Genomic DNA, 12,685 nt, shown 5'->3' with positions numbered 1-12,685 from the left:
ATATCTGCAACACCGTCACCATTGGTATCTTTCAGATAAAATAAATCTGGCGAACAGGTAACAAACACTCCTCCTTTCCAGGGAAGTATCCCATTGGGATAAGTTAAGTCAGTGGCAAATTTAGTTCGCTTATCGTATTTCCCATCACCATTGGTATCTTTTAAAAGTGCGATACGTCCAAGACGAGTGGGTGCTCCTCCTTCTGCAGGATCAGGATATCCACGATCTTCAACCACATACATCTGCCGATCTTCATCGAATACCAAGGCCACAGGATCAATTACTAGAGGTTCAGAAGCGATCAGGTCGATGCGCATTCCGGGCTCAATCTGGAAACTATCCAGCGCTTTTTTCAACCGGGCAGAACGCGGATCGGGTTGAAGAGCAGCTATTGTAAGTGCAAATGCTATAAATAACAAGCCAAAAATCAGATATCGTTTTAAATAAAATAGGTTCATAAACTTGTTAAATTAAATAGTAGTAGAAAATTCCCTAATTAAATATAAATGCTTAATGCATAACACGATAGTACTTTTTCAAAGTAGAAATATACTATTTTATCAACTGCTTAAACCAATAAATTAACATTTTTTTAAATCAATACTTAAAATTTAAGGTTGTTCATTTTTAAGTTTTTTCAGCAGACCAAAAAGAACAGTACTGATTTTGGTAGATGCATCCACCTCCAGATAGCTCGACCGGGCTCTCCATGTTTCATATCCACCTAATTTATGATGGTCTGGAGTAGGCAAATAGCCATTGTAACCATTAGCCAAGGAAGTTGTAAATGTTGGTTTGAAAGGGCTTTTTGCTTTGATATCTAATCCAATTTCAACAAATACTTCACAAGGAAGGGCAGCAATTGCAAGATCTCCCACACGGAAAGCCTGAATAATTAAAGGTACTTGTTTTGGAAAATCCTTGATCAACATCGTCTCGCGGGCATAAATCTCTTCCATTGTATTCATAACCGGTCCATTTGCTTTAGCGATGATCCCTTTTGCGCGCTCAATTTCTTCCATTTTAGGTAATCGTACCCCTAAATTAATTTCTGTTTGTGCAGAACTTAAAGAAATCCAATCCTGATACCGGATAGTTTGAACCGTTTTATAAGCTTCGGCAGCTACAACATTAGCTACCTGACGCATTTTAGCGTATGGCGGCATGGCCGGAGGGGCTTCATTTGCAAACCAATTGATATTATTAATATTACCACTTGTCCCATTAGACAGCATGGCCACAAATGGAGGAAACCCTTCATTATCCGACTCAAGTAATCCTTTCATCCGCTCTGCAAACATTCCAAAGTAATCGGCAGATATTTCACCTGGGCCAGTTCCTCCTACATAATGTAAGGAGTAATTTGCAAGTAAGGCTATCGGTCTGCCTTCCGTACTTTGTACAGATATAATTGGAAGTTCCGGATCTGTAGGACCGGATGGCTCCAGGCGATCTGGATTACCTATACCCGGATTCATCTTTACCTGATCTTCTGTACCAAATGGATTCATTAATGGCTTGCCTGGTTTCATTTTCCAGCGGCGATTAAATACCTGGCTTGGTTCATTACCTACAGCCCAGCCAATTTGTGCAGGCACAAGGTTATTTTTTGCTCTTACTACCGCATCAGCAATTCTTTCCCTAAGGAATTTCAGATATTCCGGATCGGGATCGCTTTGAAAGACCGAACAAGCTGTCCCGCCTGAATGAGTATGAATAGCGGATATCATCATGTTTTCTACAGGAATACCGGTTAATTCATTTGCCCTGAGTTTAGCTGCATCCAATTCCTGCCTATAAATCATACAAAGATCTACAGTAAGTATGGCCAATTTGGTATTTCCATCATCCAATACAATACAGCGAGCATGTGTTTCGTCATGAATTTGTTTGACAGTACCATCCTTCATATTTCCATTAATGGATGTTCCAATTTTCGGGGTGATATTACTAGTAGCAGCACCGGCTCTGAAAATTTTTCGGGAAGCATCCTGGGCATTGGCTGAAAAGGTTGTCATAATCAGCACAATTAGCATCAAAAAATAATTCCTATTGATGGAAAACAAAATTAGATACTGGGATTTAAAAAGGACTGCGGATTTTTTCATTTCTTATAATTTAAAGTTGTGTTTCTGATTTAAAATTCATTACAACTAACAATCTAATGGTAAAATATTGAAATCAAAGTCTCAAGTGCAGCATCAACCAAAGATTCGCCACCTCCTGATCTATACCTCGCACTATTAACCTCATATTGACCTTCAGGGAATGCTTTTTTATTTGGCATATAGCTTATTGTTCCATTTCCAGATTGTTCACTCACGATTGTAAATGGAAAAGGTGAGTTTAGTTTTATACCAAGACCCAGTTCTACAAAAGCATCTCCAGGAAAGCCAACCAGAGCGATTTGATCGCCAAAAGCTATTACAGAAACTTCGGATTCAAGTGCTGAACCGTCATCTGTTAGCGGTACTGTTGTAGTTGAGTTATGCCTCGTATCAAGTCCCCCCTGATATTTTACCAGATCAAGAATTCTCCATGCACTAACTACATCAGCAAATCCGGAGCCTTTTGGCTTTCCAAATTTTGAGATCACATCCTTTGCCCAAATCATTTCAAGCTTTTCAACAACTTTGAAAACCGGCAAATTAACCGCTTGAATTGTAGCTTTTAAGGATGTAATTGGAATTGGACGCAATGAATTGAGGGCATTAAGAACTCGGTCAGCCAGAATAGTTCCAATACGTTCTGACTCGTCAAATCCGCTTAACTGATTAGAATTTGAAACATCAATATGATTGATATTTCCCGAAGTTCCATTTGTAAAAACGGTCACTACTTCTTCGCCTTTTACCTTCCCAATCAAATTTGACATCACGCCGGGAAAATCTGATGAGAAATTATTGCCTCCAACAACTGCAACATGCAGAGCGAAATTAACCAAAATAGCTACAGGCTTCTTATCAAGAGATTCAAAATAAACCATTGACAATGAAGGGTCAATTGGCCCGGCAGGCCTCACTATATTTGGGTTCAATTTTCCGGGATTCGTTTTGAAAGTGCCGTCTTTCATCAAAAAGCGCCGATTGAAACTGATGGAGGTCTCTTGTACATTTCCAATTGAAACATGAACCGGCTGAATTTTTGAAATTGCCGATTTTACACTCTCCAAAATAAGTTCAGGCAGCTTATGAGCAAATTCCTGACTTTTTAACTTTGCTGAGCCTCCCACAACATCCCAAAAAAGGGGGTTCATTTGCGGTCCTGCATGTAGATGAGTAGCATTCAGTATAATATTGTTAACTGCAATCCCTGTTTGTTTATGAATTAATGCTCTGCTCTTCATCACCAGCAAGTGTGGCAAACTGATTACATCAAGGGTAATAAATGCAACCCTTTTTCCAGCCTGTTCAAAAACTAATGTTTTAATATAAAGCTCATCATGCACCCCTTCAGAGACTCTGATACCATAAGAGTCTCCAATTATGCTCCCCTTAGGAGGAGTCATCCCGGTTTTTGCGGCACCAAGCTTAAATTCACCAGTCTGAAATGATGAACTTGCAGATAACAGTATCGATTTCATCAACAGAAGCAAGAAGAAAGTAGATGAAATAAGATATTTTTTTGTCATTTGAACCGGTTTAAAATGTCTTTACGATTGTTGCGCTTTGTCACTTCAATTCCGGCGGTAGGTTACCATATGCCCACGGTGCTTTAAATGGTGGCGGTGGCGGTGGCAACGGCACTTTACCGGGTATCATTTGATTGGCCAATTCAATACCTGTATTGGCAAACTGTCTTCCGGCAGAAACCTCCAGGTTACTGTATGAAGTGAGACGGGTCTCATAACCTCCACCATTAGGGCCTAATGCTTCTTCAGTTGGAACATAACCTGTTATACCATTGGCAAGTTCAACCACAAAAGTGAATGGAAATTTGCTTCCTGCCTTGATATCCAATTGGTACTGAACAAAATATTCTGCAGGATTCGATACGAATACCATCGGGCCAACCTGTATGGCTTGTACTTCAACTTCCACTAATGGTCTGGCTTTTATGATTGCATCCAATACAAGAATCTCTTTTGCAAAAATCCATTCAGTAGTACCCGATTTCTCGGAACCTGCCTTTACCAGTTCCATTGCATTCTGAACTTTTTCAGCAGTTGGGATACGACGCTTAACCGTCCAGACCCGCTGCCTACTATCAAGCGGAATTTCACTTCCTGCACCACGACGAATTAAAAGAAGGGTTTTATAAGCCTCTGCACCCACGCGGCCTCCAACAATATCCCACCATTCTTCAGCCCCTGGATTTTGAAATTTAGTCAGGTTATCAACCTGAGTAATATCCCCACAAGCACCCTGCATAAAAACCACCGGCAATGCTGCATTGCCAGTTGCCCCGCGTATTGTCCTTTCCATGGATCCAATCCAACTAGCTGAAATACCACCCGGACTGGTAGTGGCATGACATGCAAAATTAACCACAGTGCCCAACAAATTCCCTTTTAAATCCCATACACCAACGGTGCCGACCTGCGGATCAATTGGCCCTGCGTAATCAATAATATCAGGATTTCCTGCCCCCGGGTGTGAGTAACTCATTCCGTTCTTCATCCGCATACGACGGTTGTACGAAACTTTATCTTCATGCCCATTCCCAACGGCAAGCTTTGCATCTACACGATTTCCATTTGCAAGCACAACCGCATCAACAATCTGTTTTTTAAGGACTTGTGTATATCCGGGATTAGATACGATAGAGTTATTATTAACAAGATCTTTCACCATTGGTGAGGCTTTGTCAAAATCTCCAGGTTCGCCCATCCCAATCGGCCCAGATGAATGTGAGTGAGATGCGCCAATCATCACATCAGCCGGTAAGATGCCGCAACGCTTCTGAATCTCAGCACGTACTTCCTGTACCAGATGGCGGGTTACAAATAGTAAATCGATCCCAACCAGAGCTACACGCTTCTGTCCATCATCAAATACGACGGCACGAACTTTACAGGGGTCATGAAAGGTCTTATGATAAGCTTTTCCATAATTTCCAGGCGATTCCATACCAATATCCGGTGTAATATCCTGCTCAGCAAATCCAGCTTTAAAAATAGGTGCCGGTTTAGGTCCATCTGCAGCCATAGTTGATAAGGCTACCAAACAGGATGTAATTAGTGTTAGTAAGTTCTTCATTGTTTTACCTGGTTAAAAAGTTTAAGAATTTCAGTTACAATTTTACGGGAAGCAATAGTTTCCACCCTGTTTGTACCTAGCCAGGTTTCATAACCTCCTAACTGATGTTGTTCAGGGGTAGGAAGGTACCCATAACTACCATTTGCTAGTTCAATGGTAAAGGAAGATTTGAAAGGACTTTTTGCTTTGATTTCAAGACCTATTTCGGTAAAAACCTCGAAAGGAATAGCTGCTACACCCAATTCTCCTATACGAAAGGTCTGCATGAGCACATCAATATTCTCAGGCCATCCATTCATTTGTATCGTTCGTTCTGCATAGGTTTTCTCCAGACGGTGTACCGGCGTTTCTGTCTCAGGCTTTGCAATAACCTTTTGAGCATAGGCAAGCATTTCGGGACTAGGTTTGCGAACTTTCAATTTCAGTTCCGACTGCGCCGCACGCAAGGGAACCCAATCTTTGTATTGTATGGTCTGATATACGCGTAGAACTTCGTTAGCAACATCATTGGCAACGATACGCATTTTGGCATAAGGTTCATGCTTTTCTGCCGGACCACGGAAATTGATATTGTTTACATCTCCTGATGTACCATTAGACATAATACCTACAAATGGAGGATCCTGACGATCTCCTTTTAATAATTCCTGAATACGGTCGGCAAATACAGCAAAATAATCTGCTGAAATATGATCCTTGGGTACCCCGCCTACATAATGAAGTGAATAATTGGCAAGTAAACCAATCGGGCGACCTTTAAGGGATTGTACCGAAATGAAGGAAACCTGAGGATCTGTTGACCCTGCCGGTTCAAGCAGCTCCGGATTTTTGATCCCCGGATTCATCTGTACCTGATCCATGCCACCGAATGGATTGACTACCGGATTTTTCATTTTCCATCGGCGGTTAAAAAGGTGCTGTGGCACATTTCCTGCACCCCAACCAATGCGTGCTGGTTCCAGATTATTTACTGCTATGCGCACTCCATCCGCAATCCGGCGGACAAGAAAGCGCTGGTAAGCATCGAGAGGACTTCCGACATTCCATCCACCTCTAATCTCACCAATTCCACTGGCACTGCTGGCAGAATGTGTATGGTCTGAAGATATTAGAATCTGGGCAGTAGGAATTTTTGTTTCTTCAAAGATCAATCGTTTGGCCTCATCAAATACTTCACGAATAATACCCACATTATCTACCACAACAAAAACCAGTTTTGTTGTGCCATCGTCCAAAACAAGGCTACGTGCATGCAATTCGTCGTGGACATAATTTGCAGGAGGTGGAATACCAAAGTTTCCCACTAAACCTGAACCCAGGGGTGGGGTTATGTTTGCAGTTGATGCACCAGCTCGGAAAGTAGTATTCTGAGCAGTAGATAAAAAAGGGAAGAGCAATGAGAGAAAGACTAAACCTTCTCTGATTTTTAGGGCTATTACTATTCTTTTGATGTTATACATATTTAAATGTATTAAAAATCAATCCATCAAAAGAATACTTATTTAATCCGCAAGTGGTTTACATTCAGCGCTTACACCTGCCTTTTAAAAATTATCTTGTTAAACTATTTAATAGTTAATCTTTCTGTCACGCGCAATAATTTTCCAGTTACCTGAAGCTCTACCATTTTCAATAACTGTTGCATGATCGTATAAAGCAACCGTTGGGCAAATATGTATAGGAAGGGCAAATAACACGTCGCCAATCTTATAATTATGCCCCTTACCTACTTCAATAATCATATGTTCCTCATTTTGTCCAATTGGCTTAAGTTCAGGAGCATTTAGAAAGTAGGCACGTTTTAAAAGCTCATTTTCAGAGGCTATAGATTTATGCCCAAGGTCAATACAGATCTTACTTTCATCAGGCAATGAAATAACCCGTGAAAGCACCAGAGCAGCATAGAGAAAGTCTTGTTCAGGCAGCGCATCATGATAACCCTTATCCCAGAAAATAAACGTACCAGGGCTGCATTCCACATTTCTTCTGGTAGAATGAATAGCAAATGTTGGAGAACCACCTGCAATCAGAAGCGGGAAATCATAGCCTTCCTGCTCAATTTGATCACGTAATTGTTCAGCTTCTTTAAAATCGCGGTCACAATGAGCAGCTCTTTCTACTACATCCATATCCCTATTATGACCATCATATGCATGAAAAGCCATAAACTGCAGAGATGGCAAATTCAGAATTTCTTTATAAAGATTATACGCAAGCGCAGGTTTGATACCGGTTCTGTTCATGCCCACATTCAGATCGATACAAACAGGCATTTTGAGTTCTTTATTAGAAGCATAAAAAGATGAGCTTCTGAATAAATCAGAAATCATTTGTGCCGTTTGAACATTATCAACCAAACAAGAGTATTTTGTTTTGGGATAAGCTTCCATCACGTTCAAAAGGCGCAGAAATTTTGCTTTCAAAGGCTGATAGGCTAGTAAAACATCCTTTGCCTCACACATACCCAGCATTTCGGCTTCAGCAATCGTTGCACACTTAAGTTTATTGATGCCTTGACTGATGATCAGTTTTGAGGCTTCGATATTCTTTTGAGTTTTTACATGCGGACGTAGAAGGTTGACAGCGGAAACCGTCTTTTTCAACCGTTTAATATTTTCCAGCACTCGTTCAGGATAAACAACCAATGCCGGTGTATCTACCTCATCAATGTTCTGAAACTGATACCAATTATCATGATTTGTCATGTTATCAAGAATAATTTCTGTTTAAATTTCATGATCAGGCCCAGGCTTTTCTTAAAAAACTTAACCAGTTTTTATAAAAAATATGTTCAATATCTGCACTTGAATAGCCACGTCTGCTCAATATGCCTTTAAGATTCTGAAGATCAGCAATGTCTTCTAGATCATAAGGAGATTGTTCTTTACCATAGGCACCATCTAAATCACTACCAATAGCAATATGATTGATGTTACCAGCAATCTGACATATATGATCATAATGATCAACCACTTTCTCTAGGTTAATTCCTCTTTCTTTAGGATCGTCCACACCACGCACCCAATTATCGGTCAGCATCCAGGTATCAAAAACTCCACCGATAACCGCATCTCTTTCTATCAATACTTTGATCTGATCATCTGTTAACTGCCTTTGGTGATTTACCAGAGCACGACAATTATGATGACTTGCCCAAACAGGTCCTTTAAAAATCGATAATGCTTCTTCAAAACCTTTATCCGTTAAATGCGTTACATCTAGGATCATGTTCAAATTATCCATTTCCTTGACCAGCTCTTTACCTTGTGCGGTCAGCCCATCAGTCATGCCTGTACCCGCCGCATATCTTCCAGGACCATAATGTGCCGGACCACAGGCACGCAAGCCATAGGAATAAGCTTTTTCCAGATAGGAAATATTGACAAAGGAATCTGCACCTTCCAGACTTAAAATATAACCAACCGGCTTAGTATGATCTGGTAATGATTTATCAAACCAAAGGGCCAGATGCTTCTCCATCTGTTCCAAATTGGTGATCTGCACCATCTCGCCCTGATCTTCCATGCTACGGTACCAAGCCAGCTGAGCCTGAGAAATACCCCAAGCAATTTCTGGAGAGTTCCATCCAGGTAAGGCACTTCCCGGTTCTACGTAGCGCGCAATTTGGGTTGCAACCACTAGCCCGATATTACCCTTTCTGAGTTCAGGAAGCGCGACCACACCTTTTGCCCGATCGAGCTTGTCGGTCATTCCTTCTTCGCGGCTGCGTATCTGGTAGACCGTTTTTTTTAAGTCACGATTCCACTCGATTGCATTCATTGCCAGATCAAGGTGGCAGTCAAAAATAAATACAGATTCTTCAGTCATTTTTTTATTCTAAAAAGTAAAAGAAACATTTAAAAGCTAAATTTTCTTTACGTCGCAATTAAAAACCACATAGATACATAGTTTTAGTGTGTTATATGTTAGGGCATAGAACATATAGCCCTGGAAGCCGGGCTTCTAACTATGTGAAATTCCTTTAGAAATCTATATTTCACTCCTATTTAAGCAAAAAGACTATGTGTCTATGTGGTTAACCTATATTAACAATCGAATTGAGTTTCATGCTAAATTTACCGTCCCTGGCGAAATGCGATTGCATCGATCTCCACTTTTATACCATGACCTAAACCAGATTGAACGGTGGTACGGGCAGGCTTAACCTTGGTGAAATAGGATGCATAAACAGCATTATAACGATCAAAATCTTTGATATCACTTAAGTGAACGGTACATTTTACAATATCATCCAATGTAAATCCTGCCGCTTCGCAAATGCGTTTTACATTATGGATAGTTAAATGCGTTTCCTCTTCAATTGTTCCTAAAACGAAAGAACTTGTTGTAAAATCAACGGCAGCCTGTCCGCTCACAAATAACCAGTCGCCTGCTACCATTACCCCTGCAGAATATGCACCTGTACTAAATGTTTTATCTGCCTTATCCGGATGTTGTATTTCTGTCTTTTCCATTTGTTTATTTTTTATTTTTTTTATGATTGATTATTAGGTATTAATTAAATTCTAAGGTTCCGAAAAATTCCGGCCGATGAAAGTCGGGCTCTTCAGTATTGATCATGTTCCAAGCTAAAAAATGTGGCTCAGGGAGATCATCTCCACATTTGTAAAAATTAGCCCGGCATTTTTTGCCTTTCATAGAGCTGAGCTCATGGTATTGAAAAGCTGCAAAGGGTATTGCAAGGCTAAGCTCCCATCCAATGTTTGCATCGTTTGTTGTTGCCGGTTTAATTGAGCTTTGAAACGCAATCGATTTGATCAGATCTGCAGAAGTCATTTCACGATTGGCACGCTGCTCTCCAAAACTTAAAAGACAGGTTCCGGCGCAGTTAAACTCGAAATTATAGTACTCGGGCTCATCCCCAAAAGAAACAAAAAACTCCACACAACTATCCTTATAAACCGGTTGATTAGGCTCGGAATAAATCGCTCTGACATGCTTTTCTTCTACAAAAAACTTGAGGAATACATTGCTGTCTCCATAAGCCATAGCAAAGGCTACCTTGGGTTTATAAGGGAATGCATCCCATGGTGAGTTGTTGATGATCTCCTGATGCACATGATCAAGCTTACTTGAAATCTCGCCAATTTGGATTGAGTCAACTGCATGAATATAGGGCACGTAGAGCTTTTTCATTTTTTAGCTATTGTCACCTTTATCTTCATCATCCTTCATTTTTTCAAGCTTTTGTTTCACAATATCAAAAGGATATTTCATAGCCAGTTTCCTTATATCATAATTGAAATCGGCAAATGTTTCTTCCCAAAGCTTAGATTCTTCTGGTGTGTACTTGTAAAAACCATGGCCATTAGCAACTCCCTTTCCTCCAGCTTTCACGATATCATCGATCAGCTTTGGCATCCCGGTATCATTACAAAGTGTTGGATTTAGATCTTTCATAACATTATGGTAAGCAGGTACTCCGGTAAGGTCCATCCAACCAAAAACGCCTACGAGTGTCATCCAGTATCCGGTGTTATTACGACAAGCTCTGTCTACGTCTTCGACGGTAGCGTACCCGTTTTCAACCAGATAAAAAGCTTCGCGGTACATGGCATACATCAAGCGATTACCAATAAATCCACGGATATCTTTTCTGACCAGGGTAGCTTCTTTATTCCAGTAATTTGAAAGCTCATACAAGTATTCACCTTTTTTAATATCACTCTCATCGCCACAAATCACTTCAAGGAAACGGGTGGTATGAGACGGCTCTGCCCAGTGTAAACCGAAAAAACGGTCGGGGTGCTTGGTCATCTTTTGAAGAATACTGATTGGAATAGCAGAGGTATTACTAGTCATCAATGCATCTTCAGCAATTTCGGCTTCGATCTTAGCATAGACTACTTTTTTGATCTCTTCACTCTCAATAGTACATTCAATAGCAATTTTACAAGGCTTAAGTTGAGCGTAGTCTTCTGTAATGATCAGATTCTTAAAATAGAACTCCGGATCTTCTGTAACCATACCCTCCTCTTTTGCTTTCACAAAATGCTTGCGGATCCGTGATTCTGCGGTAGTCATATCGATACTGATTGGAGCGATAGCTACTACAGGGTGTCCTGCCATCAATAGGCAAGTTGTGATACTGCAGCCCATTAGGCCCAGACCAATAACACCTACCGGAATTTCATTTGTTTTAATTGACATAAACTATAAAAATTTAAAAGATCATTTATTATTGCTAGCTGTTTAAATCAAAGACACCACTTGCCCAGTCTTCACGGACTCATCACAAGCAAAAGCAATTCGTAGACTGTTTACAGCATCTTCTCCATGGGCGGCAAGGTCGAGATTTTCTACAATAGACTTCAAGAAATAACGCTGCTCGCGGTTACAAAGCTCCTGATGATCAGGCTCATCTTCTAGGTTGATCAGAATATCTTTTTTGGCAAATTTCTCATCTTTATCTAGATCGGCATGATGAAACAATATAGATTCTGTTTTAGAATGCGATTCAATCGAAGCTGATTTACCTGCACCACCAGCATCTTTGGCAACAATTGATACTGATCCTTTAGGACCAAATACATCCTTTACAAAATAGGCAGTTTCACTGACCATTGGCCCCCAGCCTGCTTCATACCATCCCACAGAACCATCTTCAAAACGGATCTGTAGCTGGCCATAATTATAGTTATCGGCAGGAATTTCATCGGTTAATCTTGCACCGATTGCATAAACCTGAACCGGCTTAGAGCGTGTCATTTGGCACATTACATCAATGTAATGAACGCCGCAATCCACGATTGGGCTCAGAGAACTCATGAGGTTGCGGTGGAGGGTCCACATAGCTCCATCACTTTGCTGATTCAGGTTCATTCTCATTACCAAAGGTTTACCTAACTGACCAGTAAGTTCAATGAACTTCTCCCATGATGGATGATGACGCAAAATGTATCCAACGACTAATTTTTTATTTGCTTTTTTTGAAGCCGCAACTACACGTTCAGCACCTGCAACTGAATCGGCCACTGGCTTTTCAATGAATACATGACAGCCTGCTTCAAATGCCTTAACGGCAAAACGTTCATGTGTATCCGGATAAGTAGAAATACAAACCGCATCAGGCTTTGTAGCTGCCATTGCTGAATCCATATCATCAAATAATGGGTAATTAGCTCCCATTCGGGCATTCAATACTTCCTTAGATTTACCTCTAGATACCAGTCCTACAATTTCAAATCCAGGAGTGTTATGATAAGCGATGGCGTGAGATGCGCCCATGTTTCCGCAACCTATTACCAGGACGCGTACGGGGTTTAATTGATTTGACATAATTACGATATTAAATTATTACTTAGATCCTGGCAGTAGTAAAACCAAGCCACCATTCATGTTTATATTTTACAAATTACCTTTCTTCAGTTCTTTTACGGCGTAATCGCAAGCTCTTGCTGTGAATGCCATATAAGTTAGGGATGGATTCTGGCAGGCGTTTGAAGTCATGAAAGCGCCATCGGTAA

10 protein-coding genes and 1 pseudogene are annotated in these 12,685 nt (G+C 40.6%); all 11 read right to left on the bottom strand.

Annotated features, from left to right (window positions below):
- A pseudogene (locus tag ACIQZ6_RS09815) lies at positions 1 to 458 on the bottom strand (dehydrogenase); the annotation flags it as partial.
- A 153-nt stretch (positions 459 to 611) separates the two neighbouring features.
- Positions 612 to 2,018 (bottom strand): hypothetical protein, encoded by a 1,407-nt coding sequence (locus tag ACIQZ6_RS09810; protein ID WP_306550647.1) that lies wholly within the window; start codon positions 2,016 to 2,018, stop codon positions 612 to 614.
- 143 nt (positions 2,019 to 2,161) lie between these two features.
- Positions 2,162 to 3,631 carry a neutral/alkaline non-lysosomal ceramidase N-terminal domain-containing protein gene (locus ACIQZ6_RS09805; RefSeq protein ID WP_395810597.1) on the bottom strand — a complete coding sequence of 490 codons (1,470 nt, stop codon included), beginning with the start codon at positions 3,629 to 3,631 and terminating at the stop codon, positions 2,162 to 2,164.
- Positions 3,632 to 3,671: 40 nt separating this feature from the next.
- The gene (locus ACIQZ6_RS09800; RefSeq protein WP_395810595.1) at positions 3,672 to 5,198 is read right to left on the bottom strand and encodes a hypothetical protein; all 1,527 of its coding nucleotides are present in this window, start codon (positions 5,196 to 5,198) and stop codon (positions 3,672 to 3,674) included.
- The gene (locus ACIQZ6_RS09795) at positions 5,195 to 6,658 is read right to left on the bottom strand and encodes a neutral/alkaline non-lysosomal ceramidase N-terminal domain-containing protein (protein ID WP_306550644.1); all 1,464 of its coding nucleotides are present in this window, start codon (positions 6,656 to 6,658) and stop codon (positions 5,195 to 5,197) included. The genes ACIQZ6_RS09800 and ACIQZ6_RS09795 overlap by 4 nt, the downstream gene beginning before the upstream one ends.
- A gap of 108 nt (positions 6,659 to 6,766) precedes the next feature.
- Entirely contained in the window at positions 6,767 to 7,903 is a 1,137-nt protein-coding gene (locus tag ACIQZ6_RS09790; RefSeq protein WP_395810593.1) for a D-TA family PLP-dependent enzyme, read from the bottom strand.
- A gap of 34 nt (positions 7,904 to 7,937) precedes the next feature.
- Positions 7,938 to 9,026 carry a dipeptidase gene (locus ACIQZ6_RS09785; protein ID WP_395810591.1) on the bottom strand — a complete coding sequence of 363 codons (1,089 nt, stop codon included), beginning with the start codon at positions 9,024 to 9,026 and terminating at the stop codon, positions 7,938 to 7,940.
- Between the two features lie 248 nt (positions 9,027 to 9,274).
- The gene (locus tag ACIQZ6_RS09780; protein WP_395810589.1) at positions 9,275 to 9,673 is read right to left on the bottom strand and encodes a RidA family protein; all 399 of its coding nucleotides are present in this window, start codon (positions 9,671 to 9,673) and stop codon (positions 9,275 to 9,277) included.
- A 40-nt stretch (positions 9,674 to 9,713) separates the two neighbouring features.
- Entirely contained in the window at positions 9,714 to 10,355 is a 642-nt protein-coding gene (locus tag ACIQZ6_RS09775) for a carbohydrate-binding family 9-like protein (protein ID WP_395810587.1), read from the bottom strand.
- 3 nt (positions 10,356 to 10,358) lie between these two features.
- Entirely contained in the window at positions 10,359 to 11,369 is a 1,011-nt protein-coding gene (locus ACIQZ6_RS09770; protein WP_395810585.1) for a 3-hydroxyacyl-CoA dehydrogenase family protein, read from the bottom strand.
- Positions 11,370 to 11,411: 42 nt separating this feature from the next.
- The gene (locus ACIQZ6_RS09765; protein WP_395810583.1) at positions 11,412 to 12,497 is read right to left on the bottom strand and encodes a Gfo/Idh/MocA family protein; all 1,086 of its coding nucleotides are present in this window, start codon (positions 12,495 to 12,497) and stop codon (positions 11,412 to 11,414) included.
- Positions 12,498 to 12,685 lie beyond the last annotated feature (188 nt).

It is taken from the genome of Daejeonella sp., from assembly GCF_044348475.1.
Taxonomy (GTDB): Bacteria; Bacteroidota; Bacteroidia; order Sphingobacteriales; family Sphingobacteriaceae; genus Daejeonella.
This window is presented reverse-complemented; position numbering and strand designations above follow the sequence as displayed.

Bases quoted from the DNA above. Each gene is read 5' to 3' on its own strand.
- ACIQZ6_RS09775 (WP_395810587.1), bottom strand. From the start codon at position 10,355: ATGAAAAAGCTCTACGTGCCCTATATTCATGCAGTTGACTCAATCCAA.
- ACIQZ6_RS09805 (WP_395810597.1), bottom strand. From the start codon at position 3,631: ATGACAAAAAAATATCTTATTTCATCTACTTTCTTCTTGCTTCTGTTG.
- ACIQZ6_RS09780 (WP_395810589.1), bottom strand. From the start codon at position 9,673: ATGGAAAAGACAGAAATACAACATCCGGATAAGGCAGATAAAACATTT.
- ACIQZ6_RS09785 (WP_395810591.1), bottom strand. From the start codon at position 9,026: ATGACTGAAGAATCTGTATTTATTTTTGACTGCCACCTTGATCTGGCA.
- ACIQZ6_RS09790 (WP_395810593.1), bottom strand. From the start codon at position 7,903: ATGACAAATCATGATAATTGGTATCAGTTTCAGAACATTGATGAGGTA.
- ACIQZ6_RS09770 (WP_395810585.1), bottom strand. From the start codon at position 11,369: ATGTCAATTAAAACAAATGAAATTCCGGTAGGTGTTATTGGTCTGGGC.
- ACIQZ6_RS09800 (WP_395810595.1), bottom strand. From the start codon at position 5,198: ATGAAGAACTTACTAACACTAATTACATCCTGTTTGGTAGCCTTATCA.
- ACIQZ6_RS09795 (WP_306550644.1), bottom strand. From the start codon at position 6,658: ATGTATAACATCAAAAGAATAGTAATAGCCCTAAAAATCAGAGAAGGT.
- ACIQZ6_RS09810 (WP_306550647.1), bottom strand. From the start codon at position 2,018: ATGACAACCTTTTCAGCCAATGCCCAGGATGCTTCCCGAAAAATTTTC.
- ACIQZ6_RS09765 (WP_395810583.1), bottom strand. From the start codon at position 12,497: ATGTCAAATCAATTAAACCCCGTACGCGTCCTGGTAATAGGTTGCGGA.